Here is a 19,261-nt window from a genome sequence, read left to right on the forward strand (position 1 = left end):
ATAGACGCGATGCTGTGGCTGATCGGTGTCACTCCATCGTCGGCACTCGCCACGCCTGTCGAGACCGTCCCTTTGGCCCCGAGGCCCTACAATTCGGAGAGTGCGTCGAGGGCGACCTGGATCTCGCGGTCGACACCCTCGCGTGCGGCGTCGGGGAGTTCGTCGTCACTGTCTTCGTCGGTCCCTTTCTGGGTCCCGGCGACGAGATTGCCGTCGACGGCACAGATCGCCCCAGCCGAGAGGCCGCGACGGCGGGCGAGCGTGAAGATCGCAGCGGCCTCCATCTCGACGCCGAGCAGGCCCGCCGCCTCCCAGTCGGCGACGTAGTCGTCACCCTCGGCATAAAACGCGTCGTCGGTCACGATCGGGCCGACGTGGGCGGTCGCGTCGGTCGCCGTCGCGACCTGCGCGATCGACGTCGCGATTGCGGGGGTCGCGACTGCCGGGATCGTCGCCGACTCGTACCGTTTGGTCGTCCCCTCGTCTTTGGCGGCGGCGGTCGGGACGATCAGGTCGCCGGTCGCGATGTCGGCCTGGAGCGCGCCGATCGTACCGACGCGGACGACGGTCTCGACGCCGACACTGGCGAGTTCCTCGACGGCGATCGCCGCCGAGGGCGATCCGATACCGGTCGAACAGACGGTCACCCGACGGCCGTCGTAGGTGCCGTCGACCAGGCGGTACTCGCGATTGGCCGCGAGATCGGTGCGGTCGTCCAGATGCGCGGCGATACGGTCGACGCGATCGGGGTCGCCCGGGAGGAGTGCGATGTCGGCACAGTCACCAGGATCGACCCGAAGGTGAGCAGCGGTTGGCACGGTGGAGGGGTCGCTCGCGGGCCCCTAACCTCTGTCCATCTCGGTCGCACCGGATCGCTCGTCACGCTGTCCATCGATTCCGCGCTCGAAATCGAACGCAACGGCCAAGCCACTCGGGCGTCGATGCCCGCCCGTGTTCGATGGCCTCGTTGCGGGCATGCTCGGAACGCTCGGGTCGGCCATCCTGCCGATCGTCGCGATCGCTGGCCTCGGCGTCCTCCTCGGGCGCACGCTCGACGTCGATCCCGGCCCGCTCAACGACGTCGCGGTGTACGTTCTGGTCCCCGCACTCGTCTTTCACTCGCTGGCGACGACGCCGCTCTCGGGCGGGACCGTCGTCGCGATCCTCGTCGGCGTCGTCGCCTACACCGCGATCATGCTCGCGATCGCGGGCGGCGTCGGTCGCCTCGCTGGCCTGACCGAACCGCTGCTCGGTGCGGTCGTTCTCGCGGGCGTGTTCTCGAACGCGGGCAACTTCGGCATCCCGCTCTCGGAGTTCGCCTTCGGGACCGTCGGCCGCCAGACCGCCGTCGCGTACATCGTCGGCCAGTCGGTCCTCCTCTACACGCTCGGTGCGGCCGTCGCCGCTCGCGGGGCCGCCGATCGAGCGATCGACGCCGTGCGTGCGATCTTGCGGGTCCCACTGCTGTACGCCGTCCTCGCCGCGCTCGTCGTGCGCGCGTTCGGCCTCGTCGGGCCCGAGACCACGGGGTCGGCCATCGATACCGTCGAGATGGTCGGCGTCGCGTCGATCCCGATCATGCTGCTCGTTCTCGGGATTCAACTCGAACGCGTCGACGTGAGCGCGACCCTCCGGGTGACGGTCACGCCCGCGCTGTTGAAACTCGCGGTCGCGCCCGTGGTCGCGATCGCGATCGCACTCACCATCACCGCGGTCGCACCCGCGGTGTTCGCGGACCCGACCGTCGCGCGCGTGTTCGTCCTCGAATGTGCGGCCCCGTCGGCGGTCACGCCGGTCATCCTCATCGGTGAGTTCGGCCCCGAGACGCCCGCCGAGCCCACACCGGCGGCGATCGCGAGCGCGACGATCCTCGTCACGACGCTCGCGAGCGTGCCGCTGTTGACGCTGTTGATCCCGCTGCTCGAATCGGGAACGATCCTCTAAAACGGGTCGCGTTAGTGCTCGACGCTGTCGACGTCGTCGAGACGGTCGGCAACGTAGGACTTCCCGCCGAGCCCGGCGGCCAGCACGACCGGCAGGCCGACGAGGACGAGTGCCACTGCGAGCAACAGCGAGTCGACGCCGAGGATCTGGAGGCCGATCACGACACCGAACACCGCGACGACCGCCGACGCGAGTTCACCGAGGACGTTCGGCAGGCCCAACTGCGAAGCGGTCTCGGACTCGGAGACGACGCTCCCGACGTGGCTCGCGACGACGAGGCCGACGACGGCGACGGCGACGCCAGCCAGCAGTTCCGGCAGGAAGAAGACGAACCCGCCGAGCACGTTCTGGACCTCGGAGACGCCAAGCAGGCCCGCGATCAAATACAGCGTCACGAGGTAGACGAACCACGCGGCGAGCGTGGTGCCGACGCCGACGACCGATCGATCTCCGCCGAAAAGACCGCCGATCGCGGTCGATTCGAGGGCTCCCTGGACGCCCAACTCGACCAGCCAGTCGTCGACGTGGCTTTTCACGAGATGGCCGATCAGCAGGCCGACGATGCCGACCAGGACGGCATAGCCCAGGTTCGGGAAGTAGTTCAGAATGGACTGGATGAACTGGCCCAGCCCTTCTTTCAGAGACTCGCCATCTTGCAGCTGGAGGACGACTCCACTCATCGTTTCGAGTGATGTGACGCTCATGGTATCTTCTACAGTGTTGAAATATCCCGCTCCCGGACTTCAAGGTACCGGAAAGCGGACACGGTGGCCACTTCGGGGTGTGATCGCCGGAGCACCGCCGTCATCGGGAGTCGGTGCCCCTCGGAATCGGCTCCAGGCCCGGAACGCTCAACCCGGTTCGGGGCCGACGATCGATATGGTCCGACCCGAGCCGTGGACGACGCTGTCGTCCGACATCGTCTACGACTGTCCGGGCTTCGAGGTGGTCTCCGAGACCGTCTCGATCCCGGGTGGCCCGACGACCGATTTCGATTTCGTTCGCGAGGGCGAGAGCGTCGTGATCGTCCCGCTGACGCCTGACGGCCAGGTCGTCACGATCGAAGAGTATCGCGAGGCCGTCGGACGGGTCTCCTGGGGGGTGCCCGCTGGCGGCGTCGAACCGGACGACGACTCGGTCGCGGCGGCCGCGCGACGCGAACTCACCGAGGAGACCGGGTACGAGGCCGATGCCGTCGAGGTGCTCGGGGCGTTCGAGGCGGCCAACGGCTTCACCGACGCCACCCACGCCTACGTCCTCGCGGAGGGCTGTGAGCCGACTGCCGGCCCGGATCGCGAGGCCGACGAGTCGATCACCGTCGACACGACGCCATTCGATGAGCTGGTGGCGGCGACCGCCTCGGGCGAGCTGCGCGACGGCCGTTCCGCGCTCGGCGTGCTGTACGTCGCGACCCACCGGCCGGGAGTCTTCGAGGACTGACCTGGACAGCCCCACGCGACCCAGGACGGAACGCTTACCGCGGTCCACGACGTCGCTCGGGCATGACTGAGGGCTTCGAGATCCGCCGTCACGACGCGGCGGGGCGGCTGGGCGAGTTTTCGATTCCGGGCCGAGAGACGACCGTTCGGACACCGGCGCTGATGCCGGTCGTGAACCCCCATCTCGACTCGATCCCGCCTGGCGAACTCGACGCATTCGGTGCCCAACTGCTGATCACCAACGGTTACATCGTCTACACGAGCGACGAGTACCGCGATCGGGCCCGCTCCGAAGGCATTCACGAGGTGCTCGGGTTCGACGGCCCGATCGTGACGGATTCGGGTTCTTTTCAGCTCTCGGAATACGGCTCGGTCGACGTCTCGAACGAGGAGATCCTGGAGTTTCAGGCCGCGATCGGCGCGGACGTCGTCACGCCACTCGACGTGCCGACGCCGCCCGACGTACCTCGCGAGCGGGCCGCCGACGACCTCGCGGTGACGACCGAGCGGATCGAGCGCGCCGCCGACCTGGACCTGGGCGACGCGCTCGTCAACGCGCCCGTCCAGGGGAGTACGTTCCCGGACCTGCGCGAGCAGTCGGGCGCGGTGGCCGCAGCGAGTGGCCTCGACGTCGCGCCCGTCGGCGCGGTCGTCCCGCTCCTTCGAGAGTACCGCTACGCGACGGTGATCGAGACGGTCCTCGCGGCCAAACGCGGTCTCGGCCCCGCGATGCCCGTCCACCTGTTCGGCGCGGGCCACCCGATGATGTTCGCACTCGCGGCGGCGGTCGGCTGCGATCTGTTCGACTCGGCGGCGTACGCCCGCTATGCCCGTGACGACCGGTATCTCACGGTGCGCGCGACGACGCCGCTCGACGAGTTGCGAGAGTTGCCCTGTTCGTGCCCGGTCTGTGTCGATACCGATCCGACGACGCTCCGCGACGCCGACTCCGATCGGCGCGAACGCGCTCTCGCCCGGCACAACCTCCACGTCAGCCTCGAAGAGATGCGCCGGGTTCGACAGGCGATCCACCGGGGGCGTCTACTCGAACTCGTCGAGACGCGAGCGCGCGGTCATCCCGCCGTCCTCGACGGCTATCGTCGCTTGCTCGACGCAAGCGCGGCCCTGGAGGCCCACGATCCCGTCTCGAAAGACACCTTCTTCTATTGTTCCGCGGAGAGTGCCCGCCGGCCCGAAGTCACGCGCCACCACGACCGTCTCGAACGGCTGGACCCACCGGACTCGCTCGTGCTGGTCGACGAGGCGGTCGCGGGCGTCGAGACGAGCGACGCGGCGACGGTCTGGCCGATCCGGCCACCGTTCGGCCCGGTCCCGACGGATCTCCGCGACACCTACCCGCTGACGGCCGAACTGCCCGAGCGTCGTGATCGCGATGCCCTCCAGGCCGCTGTCGCGGGGATCGAGCGGTTGGACCCACCGCCCGAACGCGTCGTTCACGACGGTTGGCCCGAAGCCGTCCTCGCGGACTGTCCGGGTCTCGTCGAGTCTGCCGATTGACGAGTCTCCGTCGTGCAGGCGGGAGGTTCACCACTGGATCGTCACGGCTTTGCCTGCCCGCGCCCGGGTCTCGGGCGGATGGAGACAACCCATCGGGTCGTCGCTGGCGACGCCCGTTCGCTCTGTGTCCCCGACGACACGGTGGAGTTGGTCGTCACCTCGCCGCCGTATCCGATGATCGAGATGTGGGACGACGCGTTCGCGGCGATGGACGCCACGGTGGCCGACGCACTCGAAGCGGGCGACGGTGATCGTGCCTTCGAGGCGATGCACGCCCACCTCGATCGGGCGTGGGACGAACTCGCTCGCGTCCTCACCGACGGCGGGATCGTCTGTGTCGTCGTCGGTGACGCGACCCGCTCGATCGACGGGTCGTACCAGCGGTATGCCAACCACTCTCGGATCACCCGAGCGATGACCGAGCGTGGATTCACGCCGTTGCCCGAAATCCTCTGGCGGAAGCCGACCAACTCCGCCGCGAAGTTCATGGGTTCGGGGATGGTCCCGCCGAACGCCTACGTCACGCTCGAACACGAACACGTCCTCGTCTTTCGGTACGGCGACCAGCCCCGATCGATCGACCCCGGCGCCGACCGGCGCTACGAGGCGGCGTACTTCTGGGAGGAACGGAATCGGTGGTTTTCGGACGTCTGGACCGACGTGCGTGGCGTCGATCAGGCGCTCGCGGACGCCGGTGCGGACCCAGCCCCGAACGGCGGGACGCGCGATCGATCGGCGGCCTACCCACTCGCGATTCCGTACCGGCTGATCGCGATGTTCAGCGTCCACGGCGACACGGTGCTCGACCCGTTCGTGGGCACGGGGACGACGACGCTCGCGGCGATGGCGGCGGCCCGGAACTCGATCGGCGTCGACAGCGATCCGGGCCTGCTGGCGACCGTCGCGGATCGCGTCGCGGACGCCCCGGCGGTCTCCGAACGGATCGCCCGCCGTCGCCTCGCGGACCATCGCGCGGCGGTCGAACGGGCCCGGGACGCGGGCGAGTCGGTGCCTTACGACGCCGAAACCCACGAGATCAGCGTGCGATCGAAACAGTCACGCCGGATCGTCCTCCGATCGATCGAGACGGTCAGGGCGACGCCGACGGGCTATCGGAGTACCCACGCGCCGATCGAGGACTGACCGCTCTGACCGGTCGATCAGAGACAGACGCGGTCGATCGAATAGAGCACGCGACTCTCGCGTTCGAGTCGTGACAGCATTCCTGCCGAGACCAACTCGTTCAACGTGGTGTGCATCCAGGGGCGGTGACGCGCGGATCGGTGCCGGTCGATGAACTCCTCGTGGCGGTCTCTGAGGTGAGCGAGTGCGTCTTTCACCGTGAACGGCTCGTCGATGTCCTCCAGACAGCACAGCAAGTCCCGCTCAATGGTCGAAATCGAACAGTCATCGGACATCGGTTCATTGTGTTCTTTGCACTACGCCACAATAAGGACACGCTCACATCTCACCTGTCTGGAATGGCCTCCTTATCGATCTGGAATGGGTCACTTTCCCGGTCTGGAACGGCTTCCCTCCCTCATCCACCGATCTGGAATGGGTCCCTTTCCCGGTCTGGAACGGCCCCTCACCGGACGCCGTCGTCGGGTCCGGAGCGGAGCGATCCAGCCCAGGTGAACTCCGTCTCGGTGAAGGGGACCTGCTCGTTCTCGAAGACCTCCGAGAAGACGAACCGGGCGCCGTCCTCGTAGGTCCCGTCGACCCAGACCGTCCAGCCGTGGGCCTCAGCGATGGTCTTGACGATCGACAGCCCCAGACCGGTCCCGTCGTCGCTGGTGGTGTGGCCGTACTCGAAGACGGTGTCCATCATCTCGTCGGGGATGCCCGGGCCGTCGTCCTGGACGAAAAAGCCGTCCCGTGTGAGTCCGACCGTGACGGTGGCCTCCTCACCGACGTGGTCGATGGAGTTCCGAAGGAGGTTTTCGAGTGCGCGCTGAAGGCGACTCGGATCGACCTCGATCGTCCGGCTTTCTGCGACCTCGAACGTCGCCGCGCCCGAGTCGACGTTGTCCCAGGCCTCCCGGGCGATCGCTTCGAGTTTGACCGACTCGGTCTCTTCGACGGACTCACCCTCGCGGGTCAGCGTGAGCACGTCGTTGATGATCGAGTCGATGCGCTCGTGGGCATCGCCCAGTTTGTCGAGGTGCTCGTCGTACTCCGTGGCGTCGAGTTTCATCTCCAGGAGTTCGGTGTGCCCGCGTGCGATCGCGAGCGGGTTTCGCAGGTCGTGGCTCAGCGTCGACGCGAACTGATCGAGGCGGGCGTTCTGGCGTTTGAGTTCCTGCCGTGAGGTCTCGATCTCGCGGCGAATGCGTTCGGTCTCGTCGAACTCGGAGGTGAGCGTCCGCTGTTTCGCCCGGAGCGCGGCGAACGCGCCGCCGATTTCGTCGTCTCGATAGCTCCACCCGTCGAAGGTGAGGTCTTCGACGCCGAGGCGATCGATGTCCTCGGTGAGCCGATTGATGGGGTGGGTGATCGATCGGCCGACCAGCAGGCCGGTCCCGATCAGGCTGACCAACAGCGCGATCAGCGTGATCGCCCAGTTGGCGACTGCCGACCCCACCATCGGCGTTCCATAGGGGGCGGTCGTCACGGCGATCCAGTCCGTCCCGTCGACGGGCGTGTACTGGACGATCACGCCGTTCTCGGTGTAGCCGCTGGCGATGCCGCGCTGGGCGGTGTCGAACGCGGCGGTCGAGGTGTTGACGCGGGCGCTGTCCGGGGCGAACACGGGTGATCCCCCCGCGGTGACGATTCGGGTGTCGCCACCGCTCGCGAGTTGGCGCTGAAGCGTCGTCGCGTCCCTGACGACGATCAGCCCGCGACTCGTGTTGCCGATCCGACTGACAAAGGGCAGCGTCGGACGGTCGTAGCTACCGATCGACCGGGACGCGACGGCGACGAAGTCGTCGTCGGCCCCACCGGCCGCCGTCTGGAGGGGATCACCCCACGCGGCGTCGACCTCGCGCAACTCGCTGTCGTCGACTGCGCTGTCTGTACTCGTGATGACCCGCGAACTCTCCAGATCGGCGTAGTAGACGGCGTAGACGGACTCGGACTCGTTGATCGACTGGAGGTACGTCCGCATGTCGTCGCGACTCGACGGAACGCGGGTGTGCTGGCTCGCCAGTCGCGTCTGGCTCACACCCGCGTCGACCCACGACGTCACGAGTGCGGATTCCAGAGCGGACTGCTCGCTGATCGCGTCGACGCGGTTCTCGCCGGCGGCGTCGACGAAACTCACGGACCCGAGTGTGACGACGGCCGCGACGACGAGCCAGACCGCCACCAGGACGAGCAGGAGTTTGACCGTCAGATTCGTCCGGATGACGTCCGGGACGAACATTCGACGGGCCCGCACCCCCAGCGGGGGCGGGTGGTCCGGGCGGTCGCGAGGCTCCGTCCGATCCGACTCCGTCGCCGATCCAGACTGCTCGGTCATGTGCGCCCCGACACCTGTTGATCATACTACGGCGAGGGGGTCATTAATATCCGTGGTCGATTCTCGCCGCCACCCGATGGATCGTCCCCAGCGCCGTGTCTCGATCTGACTCGCGGACCGGTCGGTCGCGCACCGAAACCCCGATGGGTCGGCCCGCCGTTCGGTCGGTATGACTCTCGACGAACTCACGGAGGATGTGGAATCGACCTATGCCGGAGTCAGCGAGGAGACGACGGTCTCGCTCGATCGTGAGACGCGCATGGAACTCGCGATGTTGGAGACCGCGCTCGGTACTCCGACCGATTCGATCGTCGAACGCGCCGTCCACCAGCTCTTCCAGCGCATCGTCGACACGGGCCGACTGGATTTCCACCTGCGAAGCGAGTACGACGTGACTTACGACGAGTATCTCGCCGGCCAGACCTTCGGCTCGGAGTTCGGGGCCGACGATCCTCTGGCGGCGACCGACGACGACCGCCGCTATCAGTTCTAAAGCACAGAACAAACGCTGCGGACCGAAACCCGATCAGTCGATGTGTCCTTCTTCGCGCAACTGTTCGGCGTCCTGGTTGTCGTAGCGCCACTCGATGTCGGCTTTCGAGTCCTGCCAGTCCCAGGGGTCGACCAGCACCACGTCGCCCTCCTCGATCCAGGTACGATACTTCATCCGTCCGGGGATGCGCCCCATGCGGGACTCACCGTCCTCACACTGGACGCGGACGTGATTGCCCCCGTCGTGCCGTGTGACCACGGCGAACATCTCGTCGTCGTTGGGCATCCGGAGATTCCGGCGCCCGGTGTCTTCGCTCACATCCACTCCTCGGGCCCCGGCGGATTAAGGCGTGCGGTCGGTACCCGGCCCTTACTATAATTATCGTTGGCTATAATTTTGAGAGAACCCTTTAGTGGGTGCGATATGAACCGGCCAGTCGAGGGCCATAGATGAGTGACGGAATCCGTGTGTTGCACGTCGACGACGACCCCGAGATGACCGCTCTCGCGTCGGAATTCCTGGTCCGCGAGAGCGATCGGTTCGAGGTGCTGACGGAGACGGACGCCCGCGCGGGACTCGACCGGTTGGACGACGAGTGTATCGACTGTATCGTCAGCGACTACGACATGCCCGGCATCGACGGGCTGGAGTTCCTCGAAACCGTGCGGGAGGATTCCCCCGAGTTACCCTTTATCCTCTTCACGGGGAAGGGCTCGGAGGCCGTCGCGAGCGACGCCATCTCGGCCGGCGTGAGCGATTACCTCCAGAAAGGACCGGGGACGGACAAGTACACGCTGCTGGCGAATCGGATTCAGAACGTCGTCGACCAGTACCGCGCCGAACGGGCCCTCGACGAGACGCGCCGCCGATTCAGTAAACTGCTCGAACACTCGACGGACGTGATCTCGATTCTGGACGCCGACGGCACCTTCCGATACGTCTCGCCGTCCTCAGAGCGGATCCTCGGCTACACGCCCGACGACCTGGAAGGGACGCTGGCCTTCGAGTACGCGCATCCGGACGACAGACAGCGCGCCATCGAGAAGTTCGCTGGGGCGGTCGACGACCCCGGGGCGCGAACGACCGTCGAGTTCCGCCTCGAACGTTCAGACGGGCGGCTGATCCACCTCGAATCCCGTGGTCGAAACTTGCTCGACGACCCCGATGTCGACGGATTCGTCGTGAACAGCCGGGACGTCACCGACCAGCGCATCCAGTGTGGGGCCGAGCAGATCGAGGGGATCGTCGCCCACGACCTGCGGAACCCACTCCGCGTGGCCCAGGACACGCTGGAACTGCTCGACGCGGAGGCCATCGAGGACGAATCGATCGAGCGCATCGATCGCTCGCTCCGAGAGATGGACGGCTTGATCGAAGACCTTCTGGCGTACGCGCGCGGTGATTCGCTGGTCACCAGCCGTGAGGTCGTCGACGTCTCCGAGATCGCGGCCGCGGCCTGGGAGACGACCCCTACGGCCGAGGCCACGCTCGATCGAGACGCCGCAATGACTGTCGACGCGGACGAAGGGCGGCTCAAACAACTCCTCGCGAATCTCTTTCGGAACGCCGTCGAACACGGATCGACGGACGCGACCGTCAGGGTCGGTGACGACGACCGGTCGTTTTTCGTCGAAGACGACGGTCCAGGTATCGACGCTGCGGTCCGCGATCGGATCTTCGAGACAGGGTGGTCCGATCGACGCGACGGGAACGGGTTGGGACTCGCGATCGTCGACCGCATCGCTCGCGCCCACGGCTGGACCGCGTCGGTCACCGAGGGCTCGCTTGGCGGTGCGCGATTCGAAATTACCGGTGTCGAATCCGCAACCAACTCAAATCATGACTCCCACCCAGACCGATCGAACCGAACGGGCGACGGTGATGGCGCGGAAGATCTGTGAGGGCTTTCAGGCCCACGATCGACGGAATCGAGAGGCCGCGATCGACGCGTTCGCCGCCGTCGACCGGTATCAGTTCGACCATCTCGACGCCGCGACCGCCGAGCAGGCGGCGACGGCCTACGTCGACGCGCTCTGGGCGAAAGATTCGGTCGAGGACACGATCGCCGGCGAGACCGTCGATCCCGACGCTCTCGTCGACGCCGACTGGACGCCGGTCGAGCGGGCGTTTCAGCGCCGCGCGGAGGTCGCCGGCATCGATTCCGCGTACGCCGAACTCAGCACGATCGCCTGGCGCAATCACAAGATCGGTGGTGACTACTGGACGCCGATGATGCGGGCGCAGGCCCACGAAGTCCAGACCGCGCTTCAGGCCCCGTACCCCGACAAACCCCGCCACGGACAGTCTGGGTTCGGCCCGACGGCGACCAGATATCTGCTCGCCGTCGAACTCCACGACATGCGCTCCGATCACCACTGGCGATTGGCCCACGACGTGATGGTGGGCTACTACGACCGGATCCTCCGCTCACACGGCGTCTAGGCTCAGCCACCCGACTCCGTCTCGTTTCAGCCACACGACTCCGTCTCTATTCAGGCTCGCGAATACGTCGCGTCGGTGTCGATGCCGTAGACACGGGCGGGCGTCTCGACGTGGGCGCGTTCGATCGCCTCGGTCCAGTCGTTGTCGGCCATCCACCGCACACGTGAGGGGACGGTCTGTGGGCCGAGCACCGCACCGGGTCGATCGGGGTCGTCCAGAAAGTCAGTCTCCATCATGAACGGGGCCCCGGTCTCGACGGCGAGTTCGAGGTCGTCTTTGTGGCTGATCACGCTCGGCGTGGGCCCTTCCAGCCGGCCGCCCGCATAGTGTTTCACGACACGCTCGCGGGCCAATCCCCGGGCTTCGGCGCGTTCGGCCACGTCGGTGAACTCCTCGCCGCCCTCGGTGTGGAGTTGCACTGCACAGCCGACCTCGCTCGCGAGTTCGAAGGCGTGGTCCATGACGCGATTCGAGGCTTCCAGCACCGCCTCGTCGACCTCGTAGTGGGGGCGACCCGATTTGATCGCGAGTGCGGGGCCACTCGACACGTAGTCGGCGGCGATGTCGAGACCGGCACACATCAGATCGGCGGCCTCGTCGGGTTCGTACCCCTCCTCGTCGAGTTTCGAGATCAGCGCGGGGTGGACGCCGAGGACGGGCCAGGCCCGCCCGGGCAGGCGGTCGCTCGCGCGGTCGACCAGCGCGGTCGTCGTCGAGAACACCTCCTGGAAGATGTCCTCGTCGGTCGCGACTGCCTCCAGCATCCAGGAGGGCTTGTTGACGACCAGGAGGTGACTACCGCCCGCGTCGGCGAAGGCCTCGGCGGCCTCGACGCCGCGGTTGTTCGGATCGAGATGCAGGTGATCGTCGAGGATCGGCGCGAGATCGTCCATGTCGATGCTGGCAGCCCACCGATCAAAAAGGGACCGCTGGGTCGGTCACTCGGGTGTCGCGATCGGTTCGACGTCGAACGCCGTCTCCGCGGTCCGATCGATCCGCTCGGTGAGCGCACGGAGCGTCGCGACGCCGGTGTCGGGGAGTGCGTGGAGGTCGATTCGATCGGCCCGGACGCCGACCCGGAGCACGTCGCCCGTGACGGTGTCGTGGACGAAATAGACGGTTGCGGGCAGGTCGAACCAGTCGCCCGCGACGTACCGCTCGGTGCCGAGCGTGTCGGTGACGACGCCGTCGAGATCGTCGACCGGGTCGGCCGGCCGGAGCGCGAACACCGTCTCGCCGACGTATTCGACGCTGCCGCCGGCGAAGTGGCGCTCCGGACGGGCGACGCTGGCGAACGGATCCCCGGACGCGTCGCACATACGGGTGGGGGCGGCGCGCGCCGGTATAAAACCTCGCGAATCGCCACCGGGCGTGGCGATCGACTCCGGGGCCGTGGCGCTGGGGGCCCGTCGGCCGGATCGGCCACGAGAGCTATGCCCCTGCCCCCGATCCATGAGCGTGTGAATGCTGGATCTGTTCGTGCGTGCGCTCTATCACTTGCTGTCTTCGGGCTGTGTGGGCTGGCTGGTGTGGCGATCGACGGGTTCGACGCGCTCGCACTCGTCATCGACGGGCCCCGCTGGCTCCATCAACTCGATCTCCTGGTCGCGATTGCGGCGACCGTTGCTGTGGGCGGTGTGGACGCATATCGTCGTCGACATCGTTGAACACCGGTCGCCACCGAAACTCCACGAGGGTCTCGTCGGCTTCGCCGGGTGGCTCGTCGACATCGTCGCGCACCTCGCGTAACCTCGGTGGCGACGGGCTTTTTGAGCGTGCGACCGTCGCCACCGTGTGGACATCGACGCCGGCGACGACGGCGCACTCGACGACGTTCGTGACCCCGTCGAGTCGCCCATGCGGCGCCTCTTCGGGACCTACGGTCGGGAGAACCGCTGGCCCTTTATCGTCGGGGTGATCGCGAGTGTCGTCGCGCGCCTGCTGGATCTGCTCCCGCCGGTCTTGCTGGGCATCGCCATCGACGCGACCTTTCGGCAGGATCGACCGTTCGCGCTCGGACCGATCCCCCTCTATCGGATCGCCCCCGAGCCACCCCAGCAGGTCCTGCTCTCGGCGGGCATCATCGCGGGGGCCTTTCTGTTCGCGGCGGGGTTTCACTGGGCGCGCAACTGGGGCTGGAACATGTTCGCCCAGCGCATCCAGCACGCGGTGCGGACCGACACTTACGATCGGATGCAGGACCTCGAGATGGGGTTTTTCGTCGACCGACAGACCGGCGAACTGCTCTCGGTGCTCTCGAACGACGTCAACCGACTGGAACGGTTTCTGAACGACGGCCTCAACTCCGCGTTCCGCCTGGCAGTGATGGTCGTCGCCATCGCCGTCATCCTGTTCGTCTACAACTGGCAACTCGCCCTGTTGACGCTCGTCGTCGTCCCGCTGATCGCCGCGTTTACCTACCGATTCGTCCAGACGATCCAGCCCAAATACGCCGCCGTGCGCTCGACGGTCGGCCACCTCAACTCCCGCATCGAGAACAACCTCGCGGGGATCCGCGTCATCAAGAGCGCGACGACCGAACCCGAGGAGTCGGCCCGCGTCGAGGACTCCTCGGGCGAGTATCTCGACGCCAACTGGGAGGCCATCGAGACGCGCATCCGATTTTTCCCGGGTCTGCGCGTGCTCTCGGGGGTCGGCTTCGTCGTGACCTTCCTCGTCGGTGGCCTGTGGGTGTACTCCGGGGAGGGCCCCTGGATCCTGACGGGAACGCTCTCTGAGGGTGAGTTCGTCGTGTTCATCCTGCTCAGTCAGCGGTTCATCTGGCCGATGGCGCAGTTCGGACAGATCATCAATATGTACCAGCGCGCGTACGCGTCCGCCGAGCGGATATTCGGCCTGATGGACTATCCGACCAGAATCGACGAGCCCGACGACGCGCCCCCGCTCGACGTCACCGACGGACGCGTCAGCTACGATGGCGTCACGTTCGGCTACGATCGGAGCGATGCGACGCCGCTCACCGGCGGGTCGGGGACAGATGCCAGCGCCGAAGGAGACGCGGCCGACGGGGACGCCGCGGCCACGGCTGGCGACGACTCGGCCGTCGAACCAGTCCTGCGTGACGTCTCCGTTTCGGCGTCGGGCGGCGCGACCGTCGGCGTGGTCGGCCCGACCGGCGCGGGCAAGTCGACGCTCCTCTCGCTGTTGGTTCGACTGTACGACGTCGATCGGGGCGCAATCACCATCGATGGCCAGGACGTCCGCGATGTCTCGGTCCGGAGTCTCCGTCAGGCCGTCGGCTACGTCGGCCAGGACCCCTATCTGTTCGACGGTACGGTCCGGGAGAACATTTCGTACGGCACGCCCGAGGCGACCGACGAGGCGATCCGCGACGCCGCGCGGGCCGCCGAGGCGCACGCGTTCGTCTCGAATCTGGACGAGGGTTACGACACCCAGGTCGGGGAGCGCGGCGTCAAACTCTCGGGCGGCCAGCGCCAGCGCATCGTCCTCGCGCGAGCGATCCTCGCGGACCCGCCGATCCTCGTGCTCGACGAGGCGACCAGTGACGTCGACACCGAGACCGAGATGTTGATTCAGCGCTCGCTGAATCGGCTGACCGCCGATCGCACGACGTTCGTCATCGCCCATCGCCTCTCGACGGTCCGGGACGCCGATCAGATCGTCGTCCTCGAAGACGGTCAGATCGTCGAGCGCGGCACTCACGACGAGTTGGTGGCGACCGACGGCCTCTATGCGAGTCTCTGGGCCGTCCAGGCGGGTGAGATCGACGATCTGCCCGACGCGTTCGTCGAGCGTGCTCGCGACCGCCGGGCGACCGTCGAAGAGGGAGACGACTGACCGGACCGCCAGGGACGGAGACGACTGACCGGACCGCCAGGGACGGAGACGACTGACCGGACCGCCAGGGACGGAGACGACTGACCGGACCGCCAGGGACGGAGACGACTGACCGGACCGCCAGGGACGGAGACGACTGACCGGACCGCCAGGGACGGAGACGACTGACCGGACCGCCAGGGACGGAGACGACTGACCGGACCGCCAGGGACGGAGACGACTGACCGGCGCGACGCCGGCCGTGTCCCGTCGCCGCTCAGATGCCGTCGAGCGGCCCGAGTCGTGTCCCGTCGAGCAGGAACGCTTCGGGATCGACGAGCGCAGCGTCCAGCAGTGGCGAGAGAAAGGATCGATCGGGGACGTTCAACGGGTGCCCACCCGAGCGGTCGTTGAACGCCGGCAGGACGACGACTCGCGGCGGTGTCGCGATCTCGTAGCCCTGGTCGCGCAGCGGTTCTGTGTCGAGTCGGCCGCGCAGCCAGACCCGCTCCGTGCGTCCGCCACCGACGGTGTCGGTCAGGCGAACCCGCGGGTGTTCGTGCCCGAGGACGATCGTCTCGCCGGCGAGCAGGGATCCGTCGGGCCAGGTGTGGCCGTGACAGACGCTTAGCTCACCAAATTGCGCGCCGCTCGCGGGTGTGATGGTGAGACCATTCTCGCCCTCGTCGCTCTCGACGATCGCCGCCAGATCGCCGTCGTGGTTCCCGGGCACGACCGTCACGGGCACGCGCTCGGTCGCGGCTGCGAGCAACGCGACGATTTCCTCGCGCTCCGCGCCCGTCGGCCGACCGATCGTCGTGCCCAGATCGCCCGCGACGACGAGGCGGTCGGGGTCGTGGGCGTCGATCAGCCCCACCAACCGCTCTCGACGATCTGCACTGCCGTTTGGCAACTCGACGCCCTCGCGGCGGTGCTCGGCTTCGATCCCGGCGTGGACGTCAGCGACGACGAGGACGCGCTCGGGGCCGTCCCAGATCGCGGCAGGCGCGTCGGGGATCGGATCGAGCACGTCAGATCGGCTTGAGCGTGCCCTCGTTGGGCTCGTAACACTGCCCACTCATCAGCGCGTCCTCGATGGCGTCGTCGACCGCAGCCGCGTCGACGCCCGCTTCGTCGGCAACCTGCTCGATCAGCGCCGTGCGATCGACGCCGTCGCCGTCGTCGCGCTCGGCCATCGCCTCCAGGACGGCGGTGTCGAGGTCGACGTCGCTCTCCGTTTCGTCGGCCGGTTCGTCCGCGCCTGCGTCGTCGGCACTCGCGTCGTCGCTCGATTCCTCGGTGTCGGCACTCGACGGGGCGTCCTCAGTGGGGTCGACCGCGTTGTCGTCGCTGGCGTTGTCGACGGGATCGGCCGCCGGCGCGGCCTCGCTCGTCTCGGCCGCGCTCTCGTGGACTGCGTCGCTCTCGGTGCTCGCCGCGGGGTCGGCCACAGACGCGGTGTCGCCCATCTCGGCCGCGTCCTCGGCGGCCGCGAGCTCCTCGGGATCGGGCGTCTCGATGTCCGCTTCGCCGGGGTCGTCGACTTCGGTCCCGGTCGTGAACTCGGTACCGTACTCCGATTCGATCGACTCGCGGGTCTCGTCGTCGAGGTCGAACTCGGGGCCGTCCTCCGCGACGGCCTCGCTGGCGTCGCCGTCGCCCGGGGTCGCGTCGGCCGTCGCATCGCCAGCATCGCCCTCGCCTGTCGTGTCGCCAGCATCGCCCTCGATCACGTCGTCGGTGGCGTCAACGCTGTCCTCGCTTGCGGGCTCCGCTTGCGTGCTCGTGTCGTCCGCACCGGTCACCTCATCGCTGGCCTCCACCGTCCCGCCTCCCGTCGCCTGGACCGCGACGGCGTCCTCGTCGGTGGCCTCGCTCGCGGTCGTGGGGTCTGCCGTCTGGCTGGTCTCCTCGGAGTCAGCGTCCGCGGTCACCGCGCCCGCCGAATCGACGTCTTCGGGATCGGCGCTCCCGGCGCTTTCGTCCGCTGTGTCCGCCGCACTCGGAGCGTCGTCGGGCGCGTCCGCCGTACTCGGAGCGTCGTTGGCCGCGTCCGCCGGCAGGATGTCGTCGGGGCTCGCGTCGACCGCGTACCGCGGCGTGGTGAACCCACCGACGGCGAGCGGCGTGTCGATCGTCGGGATCGTGACGCGATCGCCGGGCGTGTCGGGCGCGAGACTGTGACCCTCGACGGCGTCGCGATCGCCTGCGACGACGCCCAGCGCGTCGATCGCGAGATCGGCGGTCGCCTGGAGATAGCCCGCGCCCAGATCGTAGTGGGCGATCGCCCGCGGCAGACCCGCCGCGAGCGCGCGGTCCACGCCGCGCTCGACGAGCCACTCGGTCAACGCCGAGCCCTCGTGGCCCGAGTCGAGCGCGTCGCTGGCGACCCGGCACCGGTCGAGCGTCGCGGCGGCGGTCTGGACGACCCATCGATCGCGCGTCGCGGCGTCGACGGCGGTGATCGTCTCCGGCCGGATCGACGAGTAGATCGCGTCGCTGTCCTCGGGTTCGAACGTGCGGGCCTTCCCCGTGAGCGCGACGAACGCCGGCGGGTCGGTGCGTTCGAGAACGCGCTGGGCTTCGGGCTGGTACTGACCGGCATAACAGACGAACGCGCCCGTCGGGTCCGCGATGCGCCCGCGGAGCACGCCGTCGCTGACCGATTCGACCGACGTGAGCACGCCCACGACGAACACGCGATTGGCGCGGGCCCCGGTCGGGAGCGCGACGTACGTGGGCGCGCGCTCTTCGTCGCTCTCGGAATACGACAGGGTCGCGTCGTCGAACTCCCGGGCGAACACGCGGACGCCGACCTCGCGGCGGCCCGGCCCGTCGTCGGCGCTCATGTGCCCACCTCCTGGAGGGCGGCCCGAGCGAGCGCCGCCGGATCGGCGTCGTTCTCGGTGAGTTCGTCGGCGGTGAGCGTCACGCCGTACTCGTCGACGCTCAGCGTTCCGCGAACGCGATACTCCCGGCCGACGATCCGTTGGGCGATATGCTCTGCGACGACCGACTGGTCCATCGCCTCGCGGGCGGCGTCTTTGGCGTCCTCGACGTCGCCGCCGTACACCCGCTCGGTGAGATCGCTGTCGAGCACGACCGTCGCGCTGTCGGTGCCGTCGTCGAAGACCGCCCGGACCCGGAGGTCGTCGACGCCCTCGACCGCGCCGTGTTCGCGACACTGGCCCGACTGGATCACGCGATTGCAGTCGGGGCAGCGTTCGATCAGGCCCGATCCGTCCCTGAGTTCGAGGACGTGCCCGATCACCGCGACGTCGAACTGGCCGCCCGAGGCGCGGGCCTCGCGCAGCGTTCGCTCGGGCGCGTCCTCGATCGGCGTGACGCCGGACGCGGTCTCGACGGTCGCGTACTCCGAGACGTTGACCGACGGTGCGCCCCGGAACTCCCGGACGAACACGTCCGTCACTCTCACCGTTTCGCCCTCGCCGATCGCGTCGTGTGGGTCCCAGTCGGTAAAGGGGAGGCGGGCGGTCTCGTCGGCGAGCACGCCACTCAGAATCTCGGTCTCGCCGTCGCGCCCGTCGATCGTGCGGCGCTCGCACTCCTCGACGCGGGCCTCGACGATCACGCCACGGTCGCCGGGTTCGAGGTCGACCAGATCGGCCTCGCCGCCCACGTCGTAGGGGACGTCGATCGGATCGATCGCGGAGACCTGCGTGGACTCGCCGACGTTGAGTTCGGGCTCACCCTCCCACTCGCGGACGCCCGCGTTGCCGAGTTCGACCGCATCGCCGGCCGTGAGGCCGATGTCGTCCCACGCGGTAAAGGCGATGCGCCCGGTCTCGTCGGCGATCTGGCCCTCGCGGATCACCTGATCCTCGCCCTGGTAGCGGATCGATCGCTTCCCGATCCGGAGGATCACACCCGAGACGGTGACCGAACCGTCCTCTGGAGAGACGTCGTCGATCGACACCGGTTCGGGCGCGCCCGACCGGTCGCCGCTGCCGTACTTGCGTCGCAGACTCTGTTTGGCCTCGTCGAGCGGGACGCTGTAAGAGATCAGGTTCTCCAGATCCTGCTCGATCGCCGCCTGATCGGCGTCGAGCCCGTCGGCCAGGTCCCGCGCTTCGGCTTCGAGATCCATCTTGGCGGCGATTACGGGGCCACGCTCAAATAACCGCCGTGTCAGATGCCACCGCC

19 protein-coding genes are annotated in these 19,261 nt (G+C 67.9%); 8 read left to right on the plus strand and 11 right to left on the minus strand.

Annotated elements, in window-relative coordinates:
- Positions 1–86 precede the first annotated feature (86 nt).
- On the minus strand, positions 87–818 hold the full coding sequence (locus tag HARCEL1_RS04675; protein WP_108381418.1) for a nucleoside phosphorylase: 732 nt from the start codon (positions 816–818) through the stop codon (positions 87–89).
- A gap of 133 nt (positions 819–951) precedes the next feature.
- Here HARCEL1_RS04675 and HARCEL1_RS04680 point away from each other — a divergent pair, with 133 nt between their 5' ends.
- Complete coding sequence (locus HARCEL1_RS04680; RefSeq protein WP_325047904.1) at positions 952–1,944, plus strand: AEC family transporter; 993 nt, start codon at positions 952–954, stop codon at positions 1,942–1,944.
- An 11-nt stretch (positions 1,945–1,955) separates the two neighbouring features.
- Here HARCEL1_RS04680 and HARCEL1_RS04685 read toward each other — a convergent pair whose 3' ends face one another.
- Positions 1,956–2,648: a mechanosensitive ion channel family protein gene (locus HARCEL1_RS04685; protein ID WP_108381420.1), complete on the minus strand. Its 693-nt coding sequence runs from the start codon at positions 2,646–2,648 to the stop codon at positions 1,956–1,958.
- Positions 2,649–2,823: 175 nt separating this feature from the next.
- Here HARCEL1_RS04685 and HARCEL1_RS04690 point away from each other — a divergent pair, with 175 nt between their 5' ends.
- The 3 genes from HARCEL1_RS04690 (at position 2,824) to HARCEL1_RS04700 (ending at position 6,044) form a co-directional block, all read left to right on the plus strand.
- Positions 2,824–3,384: an NUDIX hydrolase gene (locus HARCEL1_RS04690; protein ID WP_108381421.1), complete on the plus strand. Its 561-nt coding sequence runs from the start codon at positions 2,824–2,826 to the stop codon at positions 3,382–3,384.
- 62 nt (positions 3,385–3,446) lie between these two features.
- Positions 3,447–4,901: a tRNA guanosine(15) transglycosylase TgtA gene (gene tgtA / locus HARCEL1_RS04695; protein WP_108381422.1), complete on the plus strand. Its 1,455-nt coding sequence runs from the start codon at positions 3,447–3,449 to the stop codon at positions 4,899–4,901.
- Between the two features lie 78 nt (positions 4,902–4,979).
- Positions 4,980–6,044, plus strand: a complete 1,065-nt coding sequence (locus tag HARCEL1_RS04700; protein WP_108381423.1) for a DNA-methyltransferase — start codon at positions 4,980–4,982, stop codon at positions 6,042–6,044.
- Between the two features lie 17 nt (positions 6,045–6,061).
- On the opposite strand, the gene HARCEL1_RS04705 is transcribed toward HARCEL1_RS04700, so the two are convergent.
- Both HARCEL1_RS04705 and HARCEL1_RS04710 read right to left on the minus strand, forming a co-directional pair.
- Positions 6,062–6,319: a hypothetical protein gene (locus HARCEL1_RS04705; RefSeq protein ID WP_108381424.1), complete on the minus strand. Its 258-nt coding sequence runs from the start codon at positions 6,317–6,319 to the stop codon at positions 6,062–6,064.
- Between the two features lie 170 nt (positions 6,320–6,489).
- The gene (locus tag HARCEL1_RS04710) at positions 6,490–8,364 is read right to left on the minus strand and encodes a sensor histidine kinase (protein WP_108381425.1); all 1,875 of its coding nucleotides are present in this window, start codon (positions 8,362–8,364) and stop codon (positions 6,490–6,492) included.
- Between the two features lie 169 nt (positions 8,365–8,533).
- Here HARCEL1_RS04710 and HARCEL1_RS04715 point away from each other — a divergent pair, with 169 nt between their 5' ends.
- Positions 8,534–8,857, plus strand: a complete 324-nt coding sequence (locus HARCEL1_RS04715; RefSeq protein ID WP_108381426.1) for a hypothetical protein — start codon at positions 8,534–8,536, stop codon at positions 8,855–8,857.
- Positions 8,858–8,890: 33 nt separating this feature from the next.
- Here HARCEL1_RS04715 and eif1A read toward each other — a convergent pair whose 3' ends face one another.
- Positions 8,891–9,175 (minus strand): translation initiation factor eIF-1A, encoded by a 285-nt coding sequence (gene eif1A / locus HARCEL1_RS04720; RefSeq protein ID WP_108384084.1) that lies wholly within the window; start codon positions 9,173–9,175, stop codon positions 8,891–8,893.
- 131 nt (positions 9,176–9,306) lie between these two features.
- On the opposite strand from eif1A, the gene HARCEL1_RS04725 reads away from it, so the two are divergent.
- On the plus strand, positions 9,307–10,758 hold the full coding sequence (locus tag HARCEL1_RS04725; protein ID WP_108381427.1) for a response regulator: 1,452 nt from the start codon (positions 9,307–9,309) through the stop codon (positions 10,756–10,758).
- Positions 10,739–11,299, plus strand: coding sequence for a hypothetical protein (locus HARCEL1_RS04730; protein WP_108381428.1), 561 nt, complete (start codon positions 10,739–10,741; stop codon positions 11,297–11,299). Before HARCEL1_RS04725 ends, HARCEL1_RS04730 begins: the two co-directional genes overlap by 20 nt.
- A 50-nt stretch (positions 11,300–11,349) precedes the next feature.
- On the opposite strand, the gene HARCEL1_RS04735 is transcribed toward HARCEL1_RS04730, so the two are convergent.
- The 3 genes from HARCEL1_RS04735 to HARCEL1_RS13315 all read right to left on the minus strand — a co-directional run bounded on the left by HARCEL1_RS04735 (position 11,350) and on the right by HARCEL1_RS13315 (position 12,960).
- Positions 11,350–12,192 (minus strand): TatD family hydrolase, encoded by an 843-nt coding sequence (locus HARCEL1_RS04735; RefSeq protein ID WP_108381429.1) that lies wholly within the window; start codon positions 12,190–12,192, stop codon positions 11,350–11,352.
- 45 nt (positions 12,193–12,237) lie between these two features.
- Entirely contained in the window at positions 12,238–12,618 is a 381-nt protein-coding gene (locus HARCEL1_RS04740; protein ID WP_108381430.1) for a hypothetical protein, read from the minus strand.
- Between the two features lie 174 nt (positions 12,619–12,792).
- Positions 12,793–12,960: a hypothetical protein gene (locus HARCEL1_RS13315; protein WP_159077022.1), complete on the minus strand. Its 168-nt coding sequence runs from the start codon at positions 12,958–12,960 to the stop codon at positions 12,793–12,795.
- A gap of 133 nt (positions 12,961–13,093) precedes the next feature.
- Here HARCEL1_RS13315 and HARCEL1_RS04750 point away from each other — a divergent pair, with 133 nt between their 5' ends.
- Positions 13,094–15,118, plus strand: a complete 2,025-nt coding sequence (locus tag HARCEL1_RS04750; RefSeq protein WP_108381432.1) for an ABC transporter ATP-binding protein — start codon at positions 13,094–13,096, stop codon at positions 15,116–15,118.
- A 256-nt stretch (positions 15,119–15,374) separates the two neighbouring features.
- Here HARCEL1_RS04750 and HARCEL1_RS04755 read toward each other — a convergent pair whose 3' ends face one another.
- Genes HARCEL1_RS04755 through HARCEL1_RS04765 form a run of 3 tightly spaced genes read right to left on the minus strand, consistent with a single transcriptional unit; the run spans position 15,375 to position 19,205 of the window.
- Positions 15,375–16,127, minus strand: coding sequence for a metallophosphoesterase (locus HARCEL1_RS04755; RefSeq protein ID WP_233357407.1), 753 nt, complete (start codon positions 16,125–16,127; stop codon positions 15,375–15,377).
- A gap of 1 nt (position 16,128) precedes the next feature.
- Entirely contained in the window at positions 16,129–17,946 is a 1,818-nt protein-coding gene (locus tag HARCEL1_RS04760; RefSeq protein WP_108381434.1) for a hypothetical protein, read from the minus strand.
- The gene (locus tag HARCEL1_RS04765; protein WP_108381435.1) at positions 17,943–19,205 is read right to left on the minus strand and encodes a Single-stranded DNA binding protein; all 1,263 of its coding nucleotides are present in this window, start codon (positions 19,203–19,205) and stop codon (positions 17,943–17,945) included. The genes HARCEL1_RS04760 and HARCEL1_RS04765 overlap by 4 nt, the downstream gene beginning before the upstream one ends.
- Between the last annotated feature and the right edge of the window lie 56 nt (positions 19,206–19,261).

Origin of the sequence: Halococcoides cellulosivorans (assembly GCF_003058365.1) — an archaeon.
Lineage (GTDB): Archaea > Halobacteriota > Halobacteria > Halobacteriales > Haloarculaceae > Halococcoides > Halococcoides cellulosivorans.

Excerpts from the sequence above, each read along its gene's own strand:
- HARCEL1_RS04685 (WP_108381420.1), bottom strand. The coding sequence starts at position 2,648 with ATGAGCGTCACATCACTCGAAACGATGAGTGGAGTCGTCCTCCAGCTG.
- HARCEL1_RS04690 (WP_108381421.1), top strand. The coding sequence starts at position 2,824 with ATGGTCCGACCCGAGCCGTGGACGACGCTGTCGTCCGACATCGTCTAC.
- tgtA (WP_108381422.1), top strand. The coding sequence starts at position 3,447 with ATGACTGAGGGCTTCGAGATCCGCCGTCACGACGCGGCGGGGCGGCTG.
- HARCEL1_RS04700 (WP_108381423.1), top strand. The coding sequence starts at position 4,980 with ATGGAGACAACCCATCGGGTCGTCGCTGGCGACGCCCGTTCGCTCTGT.
- HARCEL1_RS04705 (WP_108381424.1), bottom strand. The coding sequence starts at position 6,319 with ATGTCCGATGACTGTTCGATTTCGACCATTGAGCGGGACTTGCTGTGC.
- HARCEL1_RS04710 (WP_108381425.1), bottom strand. The coding sequence starts at position 8,364 with ATGACCGAGCAGTCTGGATCGGCGACGGAGTCGGATCGGACGGAGCCT.
- HARCEL1_RS04715 (WP_108381426.1), top strand. The coding sequence starts at position 8,534 with ATGACTCTCGACGAACTCACGGAGGATGTGGAATCGACCTATGCCGGA.
- HARCEL1_RS04725 (WP_108381427.1), top strand. The coding sequence starts at position 9,307 with ATGAGTGACGGAATCCGTGTGTTGCACGTCGACGACGACCCCGAGATG.
- HARCEL1_RS04730 (WP_108381428.1), top strand. The coding sequence starts at position 10,739 with ATGGCGCGGAAGATCTGTGAGGGCTTTCAGGCCCACGATCGACGGAAT.
- HARCEL1_RS04735 (WP_108381429.1), bottom strand. The coding sequence starts at position 12,192 with ATGGACGATCTCGCGCCGATCCTCGACGATCACCTGCATCTCGATCCG.
- HARCEL1_RS04740 (WP_108381430.1), bottom strand. The coding sequence starts at position 12,618 with ATGTGCGACGCGTCCGGGGATCCGTTCGCCAGCGTCGCCCGTCCGGAG.
- HARCEL1_RS13315 (WP_159077022.1), bottom strand. The coding sequence starts at position 12,960 with ATGTCGACGACGATATGCGTCCACACCGCCCACAGCAACGGTCGCCGC.
- HARCEL1_RS04760 (WP_108381434.1), bottom strand. The coding sequence starts at position 17,946 with ATGAGCGCCGACGACGGGCCGGGCCGCCGCGAGGTCGGCGTCCGCGTG.
- HARCEL1_RS04765 (WP_108381435.1), bottom strand. The coding sequence starts at position 19,205 with ATGGATCTCGAAGCCGAAGCGCGGGACCTGGCCGACGGGCTCGACGCC.